General features: G+C 55.5%; 26 protein-coding genes and 2 tRNA genes. 19 read left to right on the top strand and 9 right to left on the bottom strand.

Annotated elements, in window-relative coordinates:
* Positions 1-464 precede the first annotated feature (464 nt).
* Positions 465-845: a hypothetical protein gene (locus tag GOV88_RS19610; protein WP_170384200.1), complete on the bottom strand. Its 381-nt coding sequence runs from the start codon at positions 843-845 to the stop codon at positions 465-467.
* A 795-nt stretch (positions 846-1,640) separates the two neighbouring features.
* Positions 1,641-1,715: transfer RNA gene (locus GOV88_RS19605), tRNA-Thr, on the bottom strand.
* A gap of 83 nt (positions 1,716-1,798) precedes the next feature.
* Between GOV88_RS19605 and GOV88_RS19600 the strand changes: the two genes are divergently transcribed.
* The 9 genes from GOV88_RS19600 (at position 1,799) to GOV88_RS19560 (ending at position 7,687) form a co-directional block, all read left to right on the top strand.
* A complete protein-coding gene (locus GOV88_RS19600) occupies positions 1,799-1,954 on the top strand; it encodes a hypothetical protein (RefSeq protein ID WP_171123585.1) in 156 nt (51 codons plus the stop codon).
* Between the two features lie 6 nt (positions 1,955-1,960).
* On the top strand, positions 1,961-3,229 hold the full coding sequence (gene murA, locus GOV88_RS19595) for a UDP-N-acetylglucosamine 1-carboxyvinyltransferase (RefSeq protein ID WP_171123583.1): 1,269 nt from the start codon (positions 1,961-1,963) through the stop codon (positions 3,227-3,229).
* Positions 3,226-3,702 carry a DUF2948 family protein gene (locus GOV88_RS19590; RefSeq protein ID WP_171123581.1) on the top strand — a complete coding sequence of 159 codons (477 nt, stop codon included), beginning with the start codon at positions 3,226-3,228 and terminating at the stop codon, positions 3,700-3,702. The genes murA and GOV88_RS19590 overlap by 4 nt, the downstream gene beginning before the upstream one ends.
* A complete protein-coding gene (locus GOV88_RS19585; RefSeq protein WP_174834585.1) occupies positions 3,647-4,252 on the top strand; it encodes a GNAT family N-acetyltransferase in 606 nt (201 codons plus the stop codon). The genes GOV88_RS19590 and GOV88_RS19585 overlap by 56 nt, the downstream gene beginning before the upstream one ends.
* Before the next feature lie 19 nt (positions 4,253-4,271).
* On the top strand, positions 4,272-5,573 hold the full coding sequence (gene hisD, locus GOV88_RS19580; RefSeq protein WP_171241444.1) for a histidinol dehydrogenase: 1,302 nt from the start codon (positions 4,272-4,274) through the stop codon (positions 5,571-5,573).
* Positions 5,574-5,758: 185 nt separating this feature from the next.
* Entirely contained in the window at positions 5,759-6,238 is a 480-nt protein-coding gene (locus GOV88_RS19575; RefSeq protein WP_171123578.1) for a UPF0262 family protein, read from the top strand.
* 3 nt (positions 6,239-6,241) lie between these two features.
* On the top strand, positions 6,242-6,694 hold the full coding sequence (locus GOV88_RS19570; protein WP_171123576.1) for a low molecular weight phosphatase family protein: 453 nt from the start codon (positions 6,242-6,244) through the stop codon (positions 6,692-6,694).
* A 2-nt stretch (positions 6,695-6,696) separates the two neighbouring features.
* Positions 6,697-7,095 (top strand): ketosteroid isomerase-related protein, encoded by a 399-nt coding sequence (locus tag GOV88_RS19565; protein ID WP_171241443.1) that lies wholly within the window; start codon positions 6,697-6,699, stop codon positions 7,093-7,095.
* The gene (locus GOV88_RS19560; RefSeq protein ID WP_171241442.1) at positions 7,088-7,687 is read left to right on the top strand and encodes a GNAT family N-acetyltransferase; all 600 of its coding nucleotides are present in this window, start codon (positions 7,088-7,090) and stop codon (positions 7,685-7,687) included. Before GOV88_RS19565 ends, GOV88_RS19560 begins: the two co-directional genes overlap by 8 nt.
* A 15-nt stretch (positions 7,688-7,702) precedes the next feature.
* Here GOV88_RS19560 and GOV88_RS19555 read toward each other — a convergent pair whose 3' ends face one another.
* Positions 7,703-7,918, bottom strand: coding sequence for a hypothetical protein (locus GOV88_RS19555; RefSeq protein ID WP_171211971.1), 216 nt, complete (start codon positions 7,916-7,918; stop codon positions 7,703-7,705).
* Between the two features lie 138 nt (positions 7,919-8,056).
* On the opposite strand from GOV88_RS19555, the gene GOV88_RS19550 reads away from it, so the two are divergent.
* The 8 genes from GOV88_RS19550 to GOV88_RS20555 all read left to right on the top strand — a co-directional run bounded on the left by GOV88_RS19550 (position 8,057) and on the right by GOV88_RS20555 (position 12,141).
* The gene (locus tag GOV88_RS19550) at positions 8,057-8,932 is read left to right on the top strand and encodes a carbon-nitrogen hydrolase family protein (RefSeq protein WP_171123569.1); all 876 of its coding nucleotides are present in this window, start codon (positions 8,057-8,059) and stop codon (positions 8,930-8,932) included.
* 90 nt (positions 8,933-9,022) lie between these two features.
* A complete protein-coding gene (infA, locus tag GOV88_RS19545; RefSeq protein WP_005978431.1) occupies positions 9,023-9,241 on the top strand; it encodes a translation initiation factor IF-1 in 219 nt (72 codons plus the stop codon).
* Between the two features lie 11 nt (positions 9,242-9,252).
* Positions 9,253-9,831: a nucleoside triphosphate pyrophosphatase gene (locus tag GOV88_RS19540; RefSeq protein WP_171241441.1), complete on the top strand. Its 579-nt coding sequence runs from the start codon at positions 9,253-9,255 to the stop codon at positions 9,829-9,831.
* Positions 9,828-10,850: a ribonuclease E/G gene (locus GOV88_RS19535; RefSeq protein WP_171241440.1), complete on the top strand. Its 1,023-nt coding sequence runs from the start codon at positions 9,828-9,830 to the stop codon at positions 10,848-10,850. Before GOV88_RS19540 ends, GOV88_RS19535 begins: the two co-directional genes overlap by 4 nt.
* On the top strand, positions 10,847-11,029 hold the full coding sequence (locus GOV88_RS19530; RefSeq protein WP_171211967.1) for a DNA gyrase inhibitor YacG: 183 nt from the start codon (positions 10,847-10,849) through the stop codon (positions 11,027-11,029). Before GOV88_RS19535 ends, GOV88_RS19530 begins: the two co-directional genes overlap by 4 nt.
* Positions 11,030-11,108: 79 nt before the next feature.
* Positions 11,109-11,183 (top strand) — tRNA-Phe (locus GOV88_RS19525).
* A gap of 296 nt (positions 11,184-11,479) precedes the next feature.
* Complete coding sequence (locus GOV88_RS20810; protein ID WP_371808270.1) at positions 11,480-11,812, top strand: histidine phosphatase family protein; 333 nt, start codon at positions 11,480-11,482, stop codon at positions 11,810-11,812.
* Positions 11,716-12,141, top strand: a complete 426-nt coding sequence (locus GOV88_RS20555) for a histidine phosphatase family protein (RefSeq protein WP_371808271.1) — start codon at positions 11,716-11,718, stop codon at positions 12,139-12,141. The genes GOV88_RS20810 and GOV88_RS20555 overlap by 97 nt, the downstream gene beginning before the upstream one ends.
* Before the next feature lie 146 nt (positions 12,142-12,287).
* On the opposite strand, the gene GOV88_RS19510 is transcribed toward GOV88_RS20555, so the two are convergent.
* From GOV88_RS19510 to ugpB, 6 genes are all read right to left on the bottom strand, one after another.
* The gene (locus GOV88_RS19510) at positions 12,288-12,737 is read right to left on the bottom strand and encodes an NUDIX hydrolase (protein WP_171123589.1); all 450 of its coding nucleotides are present in this window, start codon (positions 12,735-12,737) and stop codon (positions 12,288-12,290) included.
* Between the two features lie 105 nt (positions 12,738-12,842).
* A complete protein-coding gene (locus tag GOV88_RS19505) occupies positions 12,843-13,790 on the bottom strand; it encodes a glycerophosphodiester phosphodiesterase family protein (RefSeq protein WP_171241437.1) in 948 nt (315 codons plus the stop codon).
* Entirely contained in the window at positions 13,790-14,845 is a 1,056-nt protein-coding gene (gene ugpC, locus GOV88_RS19500; protein ID WP_171125965.1) for a sn-glycerol-3-phosphate ABC transporter ATP-binding protein UgpC, read from the bottom strand. The genes GOV88_RS19505 and ugpC overlap by 1 nt, the downstream gene beginning before the upstream one ends.
* Positions 14,846-14,848: 3 nt before the next feature.
* Positions 14,849-15,685: a sn-glycerol-3-phosphate ABC transporter permease UgpE gene (gene ugpE, locus GOV88_RS19495; RefSeq protein WP_171123913.1), complete on the bottom strand. Its 837-nt coding sequence runs from the start codon at positions 15,683-15,685 to the stop codon at positions 14,849-14,851.
* A gap of 20 nt (positions 15,686-15,705) precedes the next feature.
* On the bottom strand, positions 15,706-16,587 hold the full coding sequence (ugpA, locus tag GOV88_RS19490) for a sn-glycerol-3-phosphate ABC transporter permease UgpA (protein WP_155150415.1): 882 nt from the start codon (positions 16,585-16,587) through the stop codon (positions 15,706-15,708).
* A gap of 61 nt (positions 16,588-16,648) precedes the next feature.
* Entirely contained in the window at positions 16,649-17,959 is a 1,311-nt protein-coding gene (gene ugpB, locus GOV88_RS19485; protein WP_171123596.1) for a sn-glycerol-3-phosphate ABC transporter substrate-binding protein UgpB, read from the bottom strand.
* A gap of 179 nt (positions 17,960-18,138) precedes the next feature.
* Here ugpB and GOV88_RS19480 point away from each other — a divergent pair, with 179 nt between their 5' ends.
* Complete coding sequence (locus GOV88_RS19480; protein WP_171123598.1) at positions 18,139-19,053, top strand: LysR substrate-binding domain-containing protein; 915 nt, start codon at positions 18,139-18,141, stop codon at positions 19,051-19,053.
* 417 nt (positions 19,054-19,470) lie between these two features.
* A complete protein-coding gene (locus GOV88_RS19475; RefSeq protein WP_254449278.1) occupies positions 19,471-20,868 on the top strand; it encodes a phenylacetate--CoA ligase family protein in 1,398 nt (465 codons plus the stop codon).
* Positions 20,869-21,100 lie beyond the last annotated feature (232 nt).

Below are 21,100 nucleotides of genomic sequence, written 5' to 3'. Positions count from 1 at the left end.
AGTGTTCACTCGCCCATTGCGATTATCATCCGCCAACGACTTTAAGCCGTATATCGTATCGTCTGTTTTTTTCGACCGGACAATGCCCGTACTTTGGTTCGCAGCCTCTGAACTGCGGTACGGGCAATCTGATCCAATATTAAACACTTGCCGTAATATGTATGATCCCGAACACCCAGCCGGGATCGTCTCATGAGTGACTGCACCTCGCCTTCGTGCGGGGTGCAACCTCTTTTTGAAATCCAGCTTTCGACATGTCAGCGCCAGATAGGACGCAAACACCCTCACGCAATCTGATCCACGGCTCATGTTGCTTCGTATTTTTTTATGTCTCTTACCCGAGGCACCCGGTTTTTTGGACCAACTTCACCCCGCCTTTGCGCGGGGTGTTTTTTCTCAAGCCAGTTCCACAGAGCCAGAAAAAAATGGCCCGAGTTGTACGTAACTTTCAAATCTTGGCGTTCTTACTTCAAACTTTGTCCGAAGTCCTTGTCCGTGCCCCAAGACAGCGCCTTATTGAGATAAGCATCCATGTCACCGCCTCCAAACTCGTCCCACAAACTGTCGAGCAATTCGCTGCACATGTTTGCCATGTTCAGTCTGTACCAAATTGTATTTCTTTTCTGCGGAACCTGCGTTTCGTATTCGATCAATTTCACCAGTTCTGCGTGATCAGTAAAGTTTTGACACTCTGCGCCTGCGGATATGAACCCCGTTACTCTATCAAGTCTTCGATCCTCTGCTTCGCTATACCATTGGTAAAGTGGGAACACCGCAATAGCTGCGGCGGCTATTACAATCAGTCGTTCAGCAACTTCTATAATTGCCCGAAAATTCGTTACCATTTTGTGCCTCTCTCAAGAATACATGAAAGGTATGACATGGTTTTCTTTACCGAGGAAAAAGTCTCGTCTCAGCGCGGGGTAGGCGACGCGGGTTTTTTCTTGCGGCGTTGTGGCACGGTGATGAGTAATCTGCGTGCGCTACCTATCATAAGTCACCACTCACGGACGCCCCGCGCTGCCGAGGTCCCCTCCAGCGAAACAGGCAGCGCGGGTTTTATGTATGACCGACCGGCCCGCGTAGTTCTGGCTCTGTCGGCAGGGCATGATCCGGCGGTTCAACGCCGTGGTCGTTCAGCCACTCGAAGATTGCCCCCCAATCATCCTGCAAACTCGGTGCGCTGCGATATTCGCGCAGGCTTTCCAATTTGCATCGTAGATCGAAGGGGATTGTGCGTGGCCATTTTTGCATAGCTATGAGTTCTATTTTTGTTCCAGCTTGTGTCAATTGTCGTCTACAAACAAAAGCCCCCATGCAACAAAGGCGTATGTTCCAAGCAATCCAGTTGCGTTCAAGATTTGACGGGATTGGGGGCCAAATACAGAGCGAAGCTGGATGGCCACATTCTCCGGGTTGAGGCAATCCTTCTTGATAACGGTGCGGTTACATCAACCACAGTTCACAATTTCGAGCTGCACTGCCTGTCGAGCTGAGTAGTAAATGATTAGAGTTTCAGCTGTGCTCCAAACGGTACTGATGGGGTGTTGCAACCACGCAAAATAACTTCAACGTGCGCCACATGTGCGCCACGGGTGGACATCCCATTTGGATTGCAGAACGGTAACTAATTGAAAAGATGGTGCTGCTGGAGAGAATTGAACTCTCGACCTCTCCCTTACCAAGGGAGTGCTCTACCTCTGAGCTACAGCAGCGCTGTGGGCGGGTGATTAGACTCAAACGAAACGGTGCGCAAGGGTGTCTGGACGGTTTTTTTCGCCTCCTGTAGAGAAAGACTATGGCAGATAGAAATACACCTAAAAAACACGGTAAACCCGGTGACGCACGCGAGGAACGGCTGAAGGCCGCGCTTAAGGCGAATATGGCGCGGCGCAAGGCGCAGGCCAAGGCGCGTGCGACATCTGGGGACAAGGCCGGCAAGGACGAGGGATAAGAGCAGATGGATTCGATTCTGGTGACGGGCAACGGGCCGCTGAACGGTCAGATACCGATTGCGGGGGCCAAGAATGCGTGCCTGACCCTGATGCCCGCCACGTTGCTAAGCGATGAACCGCTGACGCTTACCAATGCGCCGCGGCTGAGTGACATCAAGACCATGACCGCCCTGTTGCAATCGCTGGGCGCCGAGGTGTCGGCGCTGCAGGACGGGCAAGTGCTGGCAATGTCCAGCCATGACCTGACGAGCCATACGGCCGATTATGAGATCGTGCGCAAGATGCGGGCTTCGAATCTGGTGCTAGGCCCGCTGCTGGCGCGGTTTGGTGAGGCTGTGGTCTCGCTTCCCGGCGGTTGCGCGATCGGTGCGCGACCAATGGACTTGCACGTCGAAGGGCTTGAGGCGCTGGGCGCCGAGATCGAGTTGAAAGACGGTTATCTACATGCCAAGGCTTCAGGTGGGCTGAAGGGCGCTGTGCATGAGATGCGTTTTGCATCCGTCGGTGCGACCGAAAATATTGTGATGGCAGCGACATTGGCCAAGGGCACCACGGTTCTGAAAAACGCAGCGCGCGAACCCGAGATTGTCGATCTGGTGGAATGCCTGCGCAAGATGGGCGCGCAGATCGCCGGTGAGGGCACGTCGACCATCGAAATTCAGGGCGTCGACCGTTTGCACGGCGCGACCCATCAGGTTGTGACCGACCGGATTGAACTGGGCACCTATATGCTGGCTCCGGCCATGTGCGGAGGTGAGGTCGAATTGCTGGGTGGCCGTATGTCTCTGGTCGAAAGCTTCGCGGCGAAACTGGATGCCGCAGGTGTGAATGTCACCGAAACCGATAAGGGTTTGAAAGTCGCACGCAAGAACGGTCGCGTCAGCGCAGTTGATGTGGTCACCGAACCATTCCCGGGTTTTCCGACGGACCTGCAGGCGCAGATGATGGCATTGATGTGTACGGCCGAGGGGACATCTGTTCTAGAAGAGCGTATCTTTGAAAACCGGTTCATGCACGCACCCGAACTGGTGCGTATGGGGGCCGACATCGAAGTGCATGGCGGCACGGCCACCGTGACAGGGGTCGAGCGGTTAAAAGGCGCGCCCGTCATGGCGACGGATCTGCGTGCGTCGGTATCGCTGATTTTGGCGGGATTGGCGGCAGAAGGTGAAACGACGGTCAGCCGGGTCTATCATCTGGATCGCGGATATGAACATGTGGTGCGCAAGCTCGAAGGCGTGGGTGCCAAGATTGAACGGATCAAGAACCAATGACTGATGCAAGTTTCCACGACGGTCGCGAGGCCCCTCTGAACCTGGGCGCGCAGGACCCTGACGACCTACAGGTGATCTCGACGCTCACTCAGGACGCGGTGTTTCCGATCACCGAGATGACGTGGCGCCCGTCGCAACGTCGTTTTGGCCTGCTGCTCAATCGTTTTCGGTGGGAAGACAAGGAGGCTGCTACCCTTCGCGATCGGCCATTCGAGCGGGTGCAGTCGGTGTTGGTCTTTGACTCGGTCCTTTCGGTTGCCAGCCAGGGTATCGACCGCAGCGACAAGGACATGGTCATGTCACTGTTGTCGGTCGATTTCGAGGCCGCAGAGGATGGTGCAGGTCAGGTCTTGCTAACCTTGGCCGGAGATGGCGCAATTCGCCTGACGGTCGAGGCGCTGGACGCCACCCTGAAGGATGTCACCCGACCGTATCAGGCTCCATCCGGGCAGGCCCCGCACCATCCGGAATAAGCGCGGCATAGCGCAGGCGTTCTCTGGGCCATCCACGGGTCTGGAGCTGCGTCGCGCGACCGTGTTTGACGTGTTTCAGATTAGCCGGGTTCTGACCCGGTCGATCACCTATCTTTGCGCTGGTGACCACCATAAAGACACCGCTCTGCTGGCGGCGTGGACGGGTAACAAGGATCCTCAGACCATAAGGCGATGGATACAGTCGGGGGCGACCCTCTGGCTGGCCGAGGTAGATGGCGTCGTCGCTGGTGTCGGTGGGGTGCGCCACGGGGCGGAACTCTCGCTACTTTACGTCGATCCTGCTTATGTGCGGCGCGGGATCGGGTTGGCGCTGCTGATCCGATTGGAACATGAACTGGCCGGGCAGGGATGCACGACGGCGCATCTGAATGCCACGACAACTGCCCGCGCGTTCTATCGTCGCTATGGGTGGTTAGATGTAGGCGCGCCGACAAACTGGCTTGGTATGCCGCATTATCCGATGCGCAAATCGCTGCACCCTGCTGCTGAAGGGTTGAGGCCAGCCCATCCGGGCGATATGTCCCGGTGAAACGCCCCGGAGTGCACATATGCCCGTCTTTCTAGATACGACCTCGCGCGAATTCGAACCGGTGTTCAAGGCGCTGTTGTCCGCCAAGCGCGAGGATAGCCCCGACGTTGACGCCGTTGTGGCACAGATTATTGAAGATGTGCGCACCCGTGGTGACGCGGCAGTCATAGAACTGACCGCAAAATTTGACCGGCTTGATTTAACGCCCGATACATTGGCTTTTTCAGCGGCTGAAATTTCCGAAGCCGTGGCACAGGTCACGCCCGATGATCGCGCCGCCTTGGAATTAGCCGCAAACCGAATTCGGGCATATCATGAACGGCAGATGCCGTCTGATGATCAATGGGTTGACGAAACCGGTGCGACATTGGGCTGGCGCTGGTCTGCTGTATCGGCGGCTGGCTTGTATGTGCCGGGTGGTTTGGCCTCGTACCCGTCCTCTGTGTTGATGAATGCCATTCCGGCAAAGGTGGCAGGAGTTGAGCGGCTGGCGATTGCCGTGCCGACGCCGGACGGTCAAGTGAACCCGCTGGTTTTGCTGGCGGCGCAACTTTCGGGTGTGGATGAGATTTACCGCATTGGCGGAGCACAGGCGATCGCGGCGTTGGCCTATGGCACGGGCACGATTGCTCCGGTCGACAAGATTACCGGACCGGGCAACGCCTTTGTCGCCGCCGCAAAGCGTCGTGTCTTCGGCAAGGTCGGCATCGACATGATCGCTGGGCCCTCTGAGATTTTGGTGATTGCCGACAAGGATAACGACCCGGATTGGATTGCACTGGACTTGCTGAGTCAGGCCGAGCACGACGAAAGCGCGCAGTCGATCCTGATCACGAACGATGCTTCGTTTGGGCAGGACGTAGCAAAGGCCGTGGCGAAACGGCTTGAAACGCTGCAGCGGAGCGCGATCGCCGGTGCCAGTTGGCGTGATTTCGGGGCGATCATAACAGTGCGCGATCTGGATGAGGCGGCGGAGTTGTCCAACCGAATCGCACCCGAGCATCTAGAGCTGTGCGTGTCTGATCCAGTCGCGCTTAGTGAAAAAACGGTCCATGCAGGTGCTATCTTTCTTGGGCAATACACCCCCGAAGCGATCGGAGATTATGTCGGCGGCCCCAACCACGTGCTGCCCACGGCGCGGTCAGCGCGCTTTTCGTCGGGCCTTAGCGTTATGGAATTCCTCAAGCGGACCACCCTTAGCCAGATGACGCCCGAGGCATTGCGCGAAATTGGCCCCGCGGCCGAGCAACTGGCCCAGTCAGAAAGCCTTGAGGCACATGGTCTGTCCGTCACGGCACGGCTCAAACGGCTGAACGAGTGAAAGCTTGGCGGCCCAAAGTTGGAACCCGACACGCATCTGACCCACTGGCATCCCGGTATGTTCGCCGACCCATTGCTACAAAAGAGCAAATTGACCCAGCGGAGCCGTCGATTTGATCCATTCCCGCGTTGTCCAATTATTTCTGTTGCGATAAGCCTGATCCGACCTGAACGGACTGCACACACATGACCCGCATTTCGCATATCGAACTGGATGACCGCAATCTGCCTCCGCCGACCCCTGAGATCGAGCAGGAGCGCAAGGTCGCGATCTATGATCTGTTGGAAGACAACTCGTTTGTCCTGCCCAAACGCGGGGACAGGGTTGTGCCAGACGGTCCCTACCATGTGCAGTTGTCGATCCGCGACAAACGGCTGGTGTTCGACATCGCGACCGAGGCCGAGGAGAAAGCGGCCGAATTCCATCTTTCGCTGGGGCCGTTCAAGCAGGTGGTGAAGGATTACTTCCAGATTTGCGAAAGTTATTTTGATGCGGTGAAGTCTCTGCCGCCCAGCCAAATCGAAACCATCGACATGGCCCGGCGCGGCATCCATAACGAGGGCAGCCGGGTCCTGCAGGAGCGGCTGGAAGGTAAAGCCGAAGTCGATACCGACACCGCCCGCCGCTTGTTCACGCTGATCTGCGTGCTGCATTTCGGGGGGTGACGGGTGACGCCTCTGCCGCAGTCCATCCTGTTCTGTTGCGACCATAATTCGGTTCGGTCACCCATGGCCGAAGGTATCATGAAAAAATTCTATGGCACCGGCACATATGTCCAGTCCGCCGGTGTTCACAATGACTTGGAAATCGACGGGTTCTGCATTGCAGTGTGCCAGGAAATCGGTGTTGAACTGTCCCGCCATCGTTCACGCTCGTTTGATGAGATGCAGGAATGGGGCGACGACCTCAGCTCGTTTGACCTGATCGTCGCGCTGTCGCCCGCCAGCCAGCGCCGGGCGCTGGACTTAACCCGGATTTTTCATCTGGATGTCGATTATTGGCCAATAATGGACCCTACTGGACTGGGCGAGAACCGCGAAGAAAAGCTACATCACTACCGACAGACCCGCGATCAGATCATCAAGCATCTGAAAGACCGCTGGGGCGAGCCTACGGAGTGATCATGAACGAGACCGTCAAAACCTACTTCAACGCCTTCAACGCAGGTGATGTGGAGGGCATGTTGGCGTGCCTGTCCGACGATGTGGCCCACCATGTGAACGAAGGCCAAATTCGGGTTGGCAAAGAACAGTTCGCAGCCTTTTGCGCCCATATGAATCGCTGCTACCGCGAGAACCTGACCGACATCGTGGTGTTCGACGCCGAAGGCGGCACCCGCGCGGCGGCCGAATTCACCGTGAACGGCACCTATCTGGAAACTGATGAAGGCTTGCCCGAAGCGCATGGGCAGACCTATCGCCTTCCTGCGGGCTCGTTCTTTGATCTAAAGAGCGGAAAAATTACCCGCGTTACGACCTTCTACAACCTCGCTGATTGGACCAAACAGGTCTCGAATGGCTGAGGTTACAGCCGTCCGCCCCCTGACCGGAGCGGCGTTGGAGGCCGCTCTGGACGATGTCGCGCGCTTGCGGATCGAAGTGTTTCGGGCGTGGCCTTACCTTTATGACGGCGATCTGGATTACGAACGGAAATACCTGCAATCCTACCGTGATAGCGACAAGTCCATCGTTGTAGGTGCCTTTGATAGTAATCGGCTGATCGGCGCATCCACCGGTGCCCCTCTGATTGATCATTCCGACGATTTCGCAGCGGCTTTTGAGGGCGCAGGTCTGGACCTGTCGCAAATCTTCTACTGTGCGGAATCCGTTTTGCTGTCGGACTATCGGGGGCAGGGTGTTGGCCACAAGTTCTTCGATCTACGCGAGGCGCATGCCCGTGAACTGGGATTCAAGAAATGTGCCTTCTGCGCGGTGCAACGCCCGGTGGATCATCCGATGCGGCCCGATAATTACCGCCCGCTGGACGCGTTCTGGCGCGCGCGCGGGTATGAGCCTCTGCCCGGTGTAGTTGCGCAGTTTTCGTGGAAGGATATAAGCGAAGAGGCCGAGACAAAGAAACCGTTGCAATTCTGGATCAGGGATCTGAACGCGTAGCTTCGCTGTCAGGTATCAACGGGTCTGTCTGCGGCTGAGAAGACCATATTTCACCGCCCACCCTCGAAAAGACCGGCGTCTGGGCTTTTCCTGTTGAACTTCGGACTTAGTTTGCGCCCCGCCTTTTCGATTGAACTCGAATACGTCGATGACGCGTTCGGCGCAGCCACAGGCCTCGCCCATGCCAACTTTGGCGAAGTAGAACTTTTCGAAGCTTTCAGGGTTTTGCATGGGGGTCCTCTTGTCCCTATTGAACCAAGTCGCGGCCTTTTTGCCAATTCACTTTCCTGTCGGGTCGCGTCGGGGTGTATACAGATCGCGCGCTCCTGACTTAGTGTTGCACCAATCCAGAACCGAAGGATCCCTCAGATGAAAGTCGCAACCGCCGCCTATGACCTCGACTGGCTCGACAGTTGGGCACAGTATGAGGACAAGTTGGATCGCTGGGTCAGCGATGCGGTTAGGCAAGGGGCCGAACTGCTGGTCTTTCCCGAATACGGCGCGATGGAATTGTCGACGCTGGACGGGGCAGAGGTAGCCGGCAATTTGGAGCGGTCGATCCACGCAGTTTCCGACCGGATGGAAGACGTGCACACCCTGCATCAGCGACTGGCCCGTGAGTACAAGGTTTATATTCTGGGGGCATCGGCCCCGGTTGTGGGCGGGCCGGGGCGCCCAGTGAATCGGGCTGAGCTTTATGCGCCGGATGGCGGACAGGATCATCAGGACAAACAGATCATGACCCGGTTCGAGCGCGAGCAGTGGGACATCGCCCCCGGCGGCCCGCTAAAACTGTTCGACACTGCGCTGGGCAAGATCGGCGTGCTGATCTGTTACGACAGCGAGTTTCCTTTGCTGGGCCGCGCGCTGAGCGAGGCAGACTTGATCCTTGTACCGTCCTGCACCGAGGCATTGTCCGGCTATTGGCGCGTGCGGATTGGCGCGATGTCCAGAGCATTGGAAAATCAATGCGTTACAGTGATGGCCTCCCTGGTGCGAAGCAATGACTGGTCCGAGGCTGTGGATATGAACACCGGCACCGGCGGTATTTTCGGGCCGCCTGACAAGGGATTCCCCGCAACTGGCGTGCTGGCGGAAGGCGCGCTTAATCAGCCCGGCTGGACCTTCGCGGAAATCGACCTTGGCGCTATCGCGACGGTTCGTGCGGACGGACGCGTGCTGAACCGCAGCCATTGGGACGAGCAGACCACCCGAGTCGAATCCGTCACATTATCCCGACTTTAGCGATTCCGGCCTTGAAATAAGCCCAAAATAGGCTCATTTAGGCGCACATCCTCGTAGATTCTGCGAGTGCAACGTAAATGTGGAGACAACATGGCCAAGGAAGATACGCTCGAATTTCCCGGTGTCGTGAAGGAACTCCTGCCTAATGCGACGTTTCGGGTCGAGCTGGAAAACGGCCATGAGATCATCGCACATACGGCAGGCAAGATGCGCAAGAACCGCATCCGTGTTCTGGCCGGCGACAAGGTTCAGGTCGAGATGACCCCCTATGATCTGACCAAGGGTCGGATCAACTACCGCTTCAAGTAACGCCCAACCCAATGGCGTTTATCTTAGGATCGGGCAGCCCAAGGCGGCTGGACCTGCTAGCCCAGCTTGGCGTGCAGCCCGATGCCATTCGCGCCCCCGATATCGACGAAGCGCCCCTGAAGGGCGAATTGCCCGTCTCATATTGCAACCGCATCACGCGGGCAAAAGTGCAGGCGGTTCAGGCCGATAGCGATGATATCACCCTTTGCGCCGATACCACGGTCGCACTGGGTCGCCGGATATTGGGCAAGCCCGAGGACGCTGGGCAGGCGGCCGAGTTTCTTCACGCTTTGTCAGGCAGGCGCCATCGTGTCATCACCTCGGTCGCGGTTCGGCGTGGCGAGCGTGTGCTGCAGCGCGATGTGGTGTCTCAGGTCAAGGTCAAACGCCTTTCTGACGTTGAGATCAACGCCTATCTGGCGACTGGCGATTGGCAGGGCAAGGCAGGTGCCTACGCAATCCAAGGCCCCGCTGGCGCATTCATCCCGTGGATTTCCGGTTCCTTCACCGGTATCGTAGGCTTGCCCCTGTCTGAAACCGCTGCTCTGCTGCAAGGCATCGGATACCCGCTGTATCGTGAGGCATCATGAAAGGCCGCACCATCGTACTGGACCACATCGACGACCGCGAAGCTGCGGCATTGATGGTTGACGGAAAACTTGAAGATTTCCTGATTGCTGGGGATGCGCCCGCGCCCGGAACAATCTATCGCGCCCGCGCAGACCGTCCGGTCAAGGGGCAGGGTGGCATGTTCCTGACAACGCCGGATGGGCCTGCTTTTCTGCGTCAGGTCAAAGGTTTGTCGCCCGGTGCCCTGATGCTGGTTCAGGTAAGCGGCTATGCCGAGCCGGGCAAGGCGTTGCCGGTCACTGATCGGGTGCTGTTCAAAAGCCGTTATGCGATCGTGACGCCCGACGCGCCGGGTCTGAACATCTCGCGTTCCATCCGGGACGAGGATGAGCGTGACCGTCTCCTGGAAATTGCGCATGAGTGTATGGATGGCAGTTCCTACGGATTGATTCTGCGGTCGTGCTGCGCCGGGGAAGACGCGGGTGAGATCGCCGAGGACATCAACGCGATGTTGGCTCATGCGGATCAGGTTATCAATGATCCGGGGACCGAGCCTGAACTTCTGTTGGAAGGCGATGGGCCGCATGTTCTTGCATGGCGCGACTGGACTGATCCAGCCGAGGTTGTAACGCAGGCCGGTGGCTTCGATACGCACGGGGTGCTTGACGCTTTGGATGTTGCCTGCGGGGTATCTGAGCCATTGCCGGGGGGCGGTCATCTCTATATCCAGCCCACCCGCGCCTTGATCGCTGTAGATGTGAATACTGGTGCCGACACGTCGCTGGCGGCGGGAACTAAAGCCAACTTCTCTTGCGCCAAGGCGTTGGCCCGCGCATTGCGCGTGCGCGGCCTGGGCGGGCAAATCACCGTGGATCTGGCCCCTATGCCAAAGAAAGATCGCCGTGGCTTTGAATCCGCCTTGCGCGCTGCTTTGAAGGCTGACCCGATCGAGACAACAATGGCCGGCTGGACACCTCTTGGGCATTTTGAGCTACAGCGCAAACGAGCCCGATTCCCGCTTTCGGAGGTTCTGAAATGAGCTGTCCCATCTGCGGAGATGACACCGTTACGAAGTTTCGCCCCTTCTGTTCAAAACGCTGCGCCGACATCGACTTGGCCAAGTGGCTAAATGGGTCATATTCCGTTCCGTCCCAGCGCGAAGAGGATGTCGAAACGGACTTATCGCCGGAAGAAGAAGGGCCGCACCGCCCACATTGAAAAAATGTGAAAAAGGCTCTGGACACTGCCAGTGGCAAGTCATAGAACGCCTCCACCCAACGGCAGTCGCCGTTCCCGTGCCCGGGTAGCTCAGGGGTAGAGCAGTGGATTGAAAATCCTCGTGTCGGTGGTTCGATTCCGCCCCCGGGCACCACTTAAATTAAACAAAAACAGATGCTTACTGAACTTAGCGCGCTTACGCCGAAGTGCATTTTCGCCCTTGGGTGACAATTTGGGTGACAGCCGACGAGCTTTGCACCTGATTTTCTTGTAAGCGGACATTGATGGACACCGCAGCGAAGGACTGCTCGGAGCCCAATGCGGAACAAGTGCAGCGACAAAGCACTGGACGCGAAGATTGTATGACCACGTTGTTTTACGCCCTAGACTTAATCGCACAAATCCGAAGCTTCTATTGAATTCTGGGGCTTCCGTTTAAACTTGCACTGCGTGGAAGATAAATCAGGTTTTTCGGTTTGCTTCAGTACAGGAAGGCTTCGATACGTTTTGAACCAAAAACTCAACCCTACTATTTTCTTGCTTCGCCATGGTGAAACCGAATGGAATTTTCAAAAACGACGTCAAGGTTGGCAGAATTCGCCCTTGACCAAGCGAGGGGTCGCTCAGGCAGTGGCGAGTGCAAAAAGACTAAGGCACCGCCTATGCAGCCGTCACCCTCTGACGGTATTTTCAAGCCCACTTGGTCGAGCGGCACAGACGGCTTCCATCGTTGTCGAGGAACTTGGCCTCCCCCGGAAGCCATCGAGTATGAAACCAGTTTGATGGAATGCAGTTTCGGGCGATGGGAAGGCTTGGCGGAAAACGAGATCAAAAGACGATTTCCCCAAGAATGGGAGGCGCGATGCGCTGACCGTTGGAACTGTTCCGCACCGGGCGGAGAGTCTTATGCTGACGTACATGACCGGGTTTCTTCTTGGTATTCCAGCAAGTCTTTTGAGGGGGCTGTCATAGTTGTTGGCCACGGCTTAACCCTGCGCGTCTTTCGAGGGATTTACTTGAACTTGCCTTCAGAAGAGGTTTTTGAATTGAACGAACCTCAAGATGGTTTCATCGAGTTGCGATGCGGACATTCAACCTTCGTTGAAAACTGAGGCTTTGATGTTTGGCGCTCGTCCCAAGAGATCAGATTTCCGCTGGTTTCAAGCCTAGATAGCAATTTCTGAATGAAAGGGTTAGGTCGGTTTTCCAGAGCAAAGTAGCTATCGACCTGAGTCTGGATAAAGTACGCGGTATCGGCTCAAGGTAGCAACTCGCGGATTGATTTGTTCTTTCTAGGATTGCTTTTTAGTTCGAGGAGCAAGTCTTCCAGCTCTGGCTGTTTGAGTGCTTTCGCAGCACCCTTGGGCGAGAACCAATGCCTTTTTCTTTGGTGCCTTTCCTTCCACCGGCGCTTCACCTTATCGACGTAGAGAGGGTAGACCGTGGCTTTCACTTGGACACTGGTTCCGTCGTTAAAAACCTTGGCGTACTCAAACTCACCGATCGGCTTGCGGGAAATTGTACCTTCTACCCCAGCCTCCTCCAACGCTTCAATTTCCGCCGCGCGCCAGTCTTGCTCGCCGTCCATCGGCCAGCCCTTGGGCATGATCCAGCGCCCTGTGTCACGTGACGTTATAAGGAGCACCTTGAGGCGGCCGCCGAACAATTGCAGAGGCAATGCTGCAACTTGTTTTGTACGCTGATCCACTATGGTTCTCGCCCTCCACAGCAGGTTGAAGTGATGATGTGATCGATCCTTTCCGATTGTGACTGGCAGAAACACAAAAAACGTCACGAATTAGCGACGCAGAATTCACCCGTTTTCGATTTGCCATCCCAGGCCTAAATCCGACAGATGCCTTTGAACCCGGCCGGGGTAGTCAGATACGATTGCATCCACGCGCAGGTCGATCATCCTGCTTATATCTTCGTGCTCATTGACCGTCCAAACGGCAACACATAGGCCCAGATCTTTTGCGCGCGCCACATTTTCAGCTATTGCATCAGCGTAGTACGGGCACCAAAGCGAACCGCCAGCTTGCTTGACCAAATTTGGAATTTCATCGCGACGACCGCGAAGGTCTGGGCAAACCGCTTTCGAGGAATCCTCGCCCACATCGTCCTCGTTTTCCGGAAGCTGCGTAAGGTAAGAAGACGGCATATCCGGAGCCTGTCGCTGGCATTCTTCTAAAAGGTTCCAGTCAAAACTGTGCAAAACCGCGCGCATAGATAGACCTTTGGCGCGAACCTCTTGGAGAACTCGCCCAACAAAGTTCTCTCGATACACTGCATCGTGAGCCAGGTCAGGATCCGACTTCAGTTCAAGCATCAGATAGGCATTGCCGTATTTTGGTTCGGCGACCAAATCGAGCAAATCTATCAGCCTTGGGACACGAACACCGTCCAGTTGCGCCTGATCTGGGAAGCGTTGACCATAGTCAGAATGCCCGTCTAACCGTCCAATATCGAATTGCTGGATTTGGTCGAAAGTCAGAGATGAGACTTTCGGCTCCTCTCCAGAAAGAAACAGGCCATTGGCGTCGCGAAAGCCAGATGCGTGCAGACGATGATTGTGGGTAATAACCGGAACGTCATCAGCCGTCAGAACGACATCGAATTCAAGAAGCGGTACGCCAATGGACAGCGAGAAGTCGAAGCCAATCATGCTGTTTTCAGGCAAAACGCCTCTTGCCCCTCGATGGCCCACGACCCGGATCAGGTTTTCTCCACCACGAAAGGCTTCGACTTGAGGAAACGCCATTAGCCGTCCAGCCTTTCGCCGGTTGATTGGTCAAACAGATGCATGTGTTCTGGGTCGACCGAAAACCGCATGTTCGGATGCCTGCCTTCGATCGGATGGACGCCTGGAAGGCTTATCGTGATCGCTCCGCCGACGCCCGCGAGTTGACCGTGCAACAGAGTGTTGGCCCCTAACGGTTCTGCCATCTGAATCGCTGCTTCCAGCGGACCATTATCATCCAACAGCAGGTGCTCTGGGCGAATCCCCAGATTCAACGCGGTATCAGGACCTGCAGATCGGCCGACTGAAATTTCACCGATCTTGATCGTCCCGTTTTCACGCAAGGCGTCAAACACATTCATCGCAGGGCTGCCAATGAACTGTGCCGCGAACAGAGTTCTGGGCGTTTCGTAAACCTCCAACGGCGTTCCAATCTGCTCGGCAATGCCACCATTCATCACGATCATCCTGTCGGCCATCGTCATGGCCTCGACCTGATCGTGGGTCACATAGAGCGCCGTGATCCCCAGCTTTTCTTGGAGTTCGCGAATTTCCAGACGCATCTGGACCCGCAGCTTGGCATCAAGGTTTGAGAGCGGCTCATCAAACAGGAAAACTGCTGGCTCGCGGACAATAGCCCGACCCATCGCCACCCTCTGACGCTGACCACCTGACAACTGTCTGGGTTTGCGATCCAGCAAGGGTTCCAGCTGCAACAGCTTGGCGGCCTCGGTCACTTTCTGATCAATCTGGACCTTCGGCAACCCGGCGATTTTCAGGCCATATCCCATGTTCTGGCGCACAGACATATGTGGGTAGAGCGCATAGTTCTGGAAGACCATCGCGATGTCACGATCCATCGGCTCTTTGTCGTTGGCTCGTTCCTCTCCAATTCGGATTTCGCCATCAGTCACGGTTTCAAGTCCCGCAACCATCCGCAACAGCGTGGACTTGCCGCAGCCCGAAGGCCCAACGATCACGATGAACTCACCATCAGCAATATCGATATCGATGCCGTGGATGACGTCCGTTGGGCCAAAGCTCTTTTTGACGTTCTCTAGGGTTACTGTTGCCATTTCTTACTTCTCGCTATCGACAAGGCCACGGACAAAGAGCTTTTGCATCGACACCACCACGATGACCGGTGGGATCATTGCCAGAATTGATGTGGCCATGATGACCGGCCATTCGGCCACATCATCGCCGGACGGGAACATCTGTTTGATGCCCATCACAATGGTGTTCATTTCAGGGTCGGTGGTGATAAGCAGCGGCCAAAGGTATTGGTTCCAGCCATAGATGAACAGGATTACGAATAGCGCCGCAATATTGGTCCTGCTCATGGGTACAACGATATCAATGAAGAACCGCATCGGGCGAGCACCGTCGACTCGCGCTGCTTCGGCCAGCTCATCTGGGATGGTCAGAAAGAACTGCCGGAACAGGAACGTCGCCGTAGCCGAAGCGATAAGTGGGAAGATTAATCCGTAATAGCTGTTGAGCATACCGAAGCCGGCAACAACTTCAAAGGTTGGAACGATACGGACCTCTACCGGGAGCATAAGGGTCAGGAAGATCAGCCAAAAAAACGTCGTGCGCCCGGGAAATCGGAAATAGACAATCGCAAAGGCTGACAATAGTGAGATTACGATCTTGCCCACCGCAATACCAATGGCCATCACGAGGCTGTTGAACAACATTGTAGCGACCGGGACATTCACACCGGAAAACAGCGCGGCCTTGTAGTTTTCCCAGAACTGGTCACCCGGCACCAACGGCATAGGCGGTGACACGATCTCTGGCTGAGTGACAGTCGAGGCGACAAATGCCAGCCAGATTGGGAAAAAGACGATCAGCACTCCAAGGATCATCAATGCGTGGGTCAACCAGATCCCCATCCCGCGTTTTTCGACCATTCCGTGTTGTTGGGCCGCCATCAGTAATGCACCCTTTTTTCCACGTATTTGAATTGGATGACGGTCAACAGGCCGACGACGATAAGCAAAATGACCGACTGCGCCGACGATGAGCCAAGATCCTGCCCAACGAACCCGTCCGAGAAGACTTTGTAGACCAGAATAGTCGTCGCTTGCTGCGGCCCGCCTCCGGTGATCGTGTGGATAACGCCAAAGGTTTCAAAGAAGGCGTAGACGACATTCACCACCAGCAGGAAGAATGCAGTCGGAGACAACAGCGGCAGCACGATCGTGAAGAACCGACGCCAGAAGCGCGCGCCGTCGATTGCAGCGGCCTCAATCACGGACCTTGGAACTGACTGCAATGCCGCGAAGAAAAACAGGAAGTTATAGCTGATGCGCCCCCAGGCCGAGGCGACAACAACCAGCCCCATGGCCTCGGTTCCGTTAAGGACATGGTTCCAGTCATAACCGAGTTGGCCGAGGTACCACGAGACGACGCCAACGCGTGTGTTGAACATGAACAGCCAAAGCACGCCTGCGACCGCAGGGGCAACGGCATAGGGCCAGATCAGCAACGTCCGGTAAACGCCCGATCCTTTGATCAAGCGGTCCGCAATGACCGCCAGAAACAACGCCGGTATCATCGAGCACAATGTGACGAGCGTTGAAAACACTGCCGTCGTTACGAAGGAGGCTCGGTAGAATTTATCGCTCAGCAGGAATTCAAAGTTGCCGAGTCCCACGAACTGGGACGACAGCCCAAAGGGGTCAGGTATGAACAGAGATTGCCAAACAGCCTGGCCTGCGGGGTAAAAGAAGAAAACGGCGGAAATGATGACCTGAGGGGCAATCAGCGCCAATGGCAAAAGCCAGCCGCGGAAGGTGACGCGTTTTTCCATCCTGATATTCCACCGAAAAAAGAAAATGCGGGCCCTTAACAGGCCCGCATCAAATTAAGACTTATTGATTGGCGGATTCGAACCGGCGCAGCAGTGCGTCACCGCGCTCTTTTGCGCTGTCCATCGCTTCCTGAGCGGTCTTTTCACCGGACCAGACGGCCTCAAGCTCTTCGTCGATTATGCCGCGAATCTGGTCGAACGATCCAAGACGCAGACCTTTCGAGTTTGCGGTTGGTTCCTTCGCAGTCATCTGGATCACCGCGATGTCGGTGCCTGGGTTTTCGTCATAGAAACCTGCAGCACGAGTAGCTTCACCAGCTTCGGACGTGATTGGAAGATAACCGGTATTCTGGTGCCAAGAAGCCTGAACGTCCGACGACGAAAGGAAGCTCAGGAACTCGCCAACGCCTTTGTATTCCTCGGGATCATGGCCTTCCATTACCCAAAGCGATGCGCCGCCGATAATGGTGTTCTGAGGCTCGCTGGTGACGGCCTCCCAATAGGGTAGCGGGCGCACGTCGAACTCGAACTCAGCTTCAGAGCTGATACCGGCATAACCAGCCGAGCTTTCGGTGAACAACGCGCATTCACCAGCCCGGAAATTTGCGCCACCTTCGTTTCTGCGCCCGGTGTAGATGAACTTGCCATCCTTGGCCCAGTCCCCCATTGCTGTCAGGTGTGCGACCTGTGCCGGACCGTTCAGCATCAGCTCGGTATCCAGACCGGCAAAACCGTTGTCCTGCGATGCGAACGGAACGTCGTGATAGGCGGACAGGTTCTCGAGGTGAATCCAGCTTTGCCATGCGGTCACCAGCGGGCAGTCCTCACCGCCAGCCTTCAGCTGTTCAAGCACGTCGCCAACCTTTTCCCAGGTCGATAGATCTGTGTCCGGATCAACACCCGCCGCTTCGAAGGCATCACGATTGACCCACAGAACCGGTGTGGACGAGTTGAAAGGCAGTGAGAGCATTTCTCCGTCCGTTGTAGTATAGTACCCTTTGACAGCGCCAATATATGCGTCAGGATCGAACGGCGCACCGCTTTCAGCCATCACTTCATAGACGGGTTTGATCGCACCTTCGGCCGACATCATCGTTGCAGTGCCCACTTCGAAAACCATTAGAATGTGGGGCTGCTCACCGGCGCGGAAAGCCGCAATTCCTGCGTTCAGAGTTTCTGAGTAATTGCCTTTGTGGCTTTCGACCACGACGAACTCATCCTGGCTGGCGTTGAACTCTTCGACCTGCGCTTTAACAAGCTCACCCAGTCGGCCGGTGAAGGCGTGCCAGAACTGAACTTCAGTTTGCGCCATCGCCGCCACGGGGGACAACGCAGTGGTTACGGCAAGAGCGCCGAGAAAATGCTTATTCATGATTCCTCCCATGCATCAGTTTTGATGCTTCGTTGAATGCCAACTGCAACGCGTAATCAGCACACATGACGATTTCACGACGTTAACGTTACAAATTTATAATTCAAGCATTTAATTTTTGAGAAAAACATAACATTACATTATAAACTGACTAAGAAACAACGAACCAGGTTCAAAGTATGAGTCAAACTTTGAGGATCCGCCAATTGGAAGCGCTCATGGCAGTTTCCACAAATGGGTCGGTCACCGCTGCAGCTACGGATCTTGGGATAAGCCAGCCTGCGGTCAGCCGACTGCTTTCTGATCTGGAAAAATCGCTTGGCTTTCAACTTTTTGATCGCCGTGAAGGTCGCTTAGTTCCTTCGCAGGAGGTGCGTTATCTGCAACCCAGCGTAGAGCGCGTTTTGGAATTGATGAAGCAGATCTCGGACGTTAGCCAAGACATAACCCAACGCAAAGCGGGACACATCCGCATCGCATGTTTGCCCGGGTTCGCCACCAGTCACCTTCCCAACGTCATTGCCACGTTTTTAGAAGATCGGCCAGGTGTAACAATGACGATCGAACCTGACAGACCGGAACGCATTCTCGAGTGGATGATCGGCGAGCAATATGATTTCGGAATCACAGATAACTTTAACGGGCATCCGGCCGTCGAAAGCAGAGACATCGATGTCCGTACAGTTTGCGTGTTTCCTACCGGGCATGAATTGGAAAAACTCTCCGAGGTGACACCCACGGATCTTGCAAACGCCAAGATTATTCACACACGGCGCGACAGCGATTTTTTTGGACAGCTTTCAAAAGCGTTTCAAAACGCCAACGTCAAATTGAATTCCCACATCGAAGTCAGGCAGTTCACGGCGGCTTGTGAATTGGCTGTAAAAGGTGTCGGGATTTCCGTGGTCAGCGAGTTGGACGCCGTCCAATATGCAGACAACGGATTGAGCTACCGACCGTTCAAACCGCTCTTGTCACATACGCTTTCCCTTGTGCGTCCGATTTTGAAGCAACCGTCACTAGTGACGCTTGAGTTCATCGAGCAGTTCCAAGAGAGCCTAGCCCCGTTCAAGGCAGACAAGCGCCATCACTAGTTGTAGGGCGGCAAACGCTAATGTTCGCTGCCAGCAAGCCGTATATTTTCCATCTTCTTAGCTTGAAACCAATTCTTGAGTGTTTGGAATAACCCCCGAGATCGATCTCGCACTAACTGCAAAAAACGTGGAAATACTGAGTAGTTTTGCAGTTGAGCTTGGATGATCTAGCTTCTTATCCCAGAACAGTCTAGCGACCGCTTTGTCCGCGTAGCAGCCGTTCGTTGCAATTTGCTTGAATGTCCATTTTGCGGACGGAGCTGCCGTTTGGTGTTGGTGACCTCATGTCCGCTTTCGCGGTATCTCAGGTGACTATGATCCTGCGCGACTGTCAGATTTGACATTGGTCAATGCAGCGCAGCTCTTTGCTATAGTTAAGAATTAGCGACTTTTCCGACGCGGGATACAAAACGAGAAATGCCGGAGAACATGCATCTTAGTCTTCATAAAGCATTAGGGTATTTGATTGGTGGACTCTGGACAGGTTGGGGCGGACGTACGCGAATAGAAGCCAAGCAACTCCGCAACCTGCGGCGCCTCGTGGATAAGGCGCGTGGTGACTCACCTCTGTTTCGCCGACTATACGCAGCGCTGCCACCAACTGCCGAGATCGAACTTTACGACTTACCGGTGACCCATAAGCCCGAACTCATGGCAGAGTTCGACGACTGGCTGACAATCCGCTCTCTTCCACTCGACAAGGCCCGCGAACATCTGCGGGACCTGCGCAAGGTTGGTGTGCCTATCGACGATGTCGCCGTTTTTCAGACCTCCGGGACTTCGGGCGAACCTGCCGTCATCGTCTTGTCTGAATCGTTCGTGGAATATGCCTATGGCATCATGCTGGCACGCTTCGAACGATATCATCGGAAGCTTGTGCGAGACGTCCGAAAACTTGGCGACAGGGTGACGATTACAGGCGGGAACGGCCATTTTGCCGGAAACGGTTTCAACAAACTAGTGCAACGTTTGAACCCCCGGCTTGCCAAGGGCTTTGGTGTCACCTTTGTCGAGGCTGAACAGCCAATTGGTCAGCTTGTCAAAAGACTGAATGCGATTGGGAACATCGCTTGGATCGTGACGTACCCCAGCATGCTGGCCATTCTAGTCCAGGAAAAAGAGGCCAGGCGGCTGCGGATCGAACCGGCGTTCATTACCACAGGAGGCGAGACACTCACCGACGATCTCCGCGAACGAGTCGGGCGAGCCTTTCCGTCGCTGAAATACGGCATTGCCGATCCCTATGGGTGCACCGAGTGCTTGGCGCTTTCGTTCGAGTGTAGCCACGGGAGGAAACACGTGAATGAAGATTGGGTTATCCTCGAAGCGGTCGACGAAGCAATGCAACCCGTTCCCGACGGAACGTTGTCTGCGACCGCTCTGCTGACCGTGCTCGCTAACGACGTTCAGCCCTTCATCCGCTATGATTTGGGTGACTGTATTCGGTTTGACCAGCATGCTTGCCCCTGTGGATCGCCGTTTCGTAGTTTGCAGGTCGAGGGACGCCAAGCGACGTTGGTTCGCGTAGGCGAGGTGACCCTGTCGCCACTGATTTTCGATTTTGAGCACGACCAAGCCCAGCGCATCCAGTTGATCCAGACTGGCGAATTCGATTTCGAGCTGCGCGTGCAACTGGCAACGGGTGCGGCGGCGGGGCTTGTTCTAGAGGACGTCATCGGGTCGGTGAAGAAAGTATTTCGCGACAACGGCCTAGATGACGTCACAGTTCGAGCAAGCAAAAGACCTCCCGAATTCACCGCAAGCGGCAAATTCCACGAAGTTGTGCCTTTGCGAAACTCTAGCTCACCTTCATGACATAAACCGGCAGTCGCCAGTAGATCTCTGAGAAAGTGTGTTCTTGGCTTTCCTCTTCCAACTACGCGGGGTTCTTCCCTTCGTCAAAGCCGACATTCGCCGCGACGCAAAAGACAAGTAAATTGGGCTCGATGCGGTCATACGCTGCGCTGCTAACGAACGTCGCGTACTCTGATGAAACCTGTCTTTAGCTCCCTGATAGATTCAGTTGGTCGACACGGTGTCGGTGCCT

Origin of the sequence: Ruegeria sp. HKCCA5491 (genome assembly GCF_013034565.1) — a bacterium.
In the GTDB taxonomy this organism is placed as follows: Bacteria; Pseudomonadota; Alphaproteobacteria; order Rhodobacterales; family Rhodobacteraceae; genus Ruegeria.
Note: the sequence above shows the minus strand (reverse complement) of the source record. Positions and strands in the feature narration are given on the sequence as shown.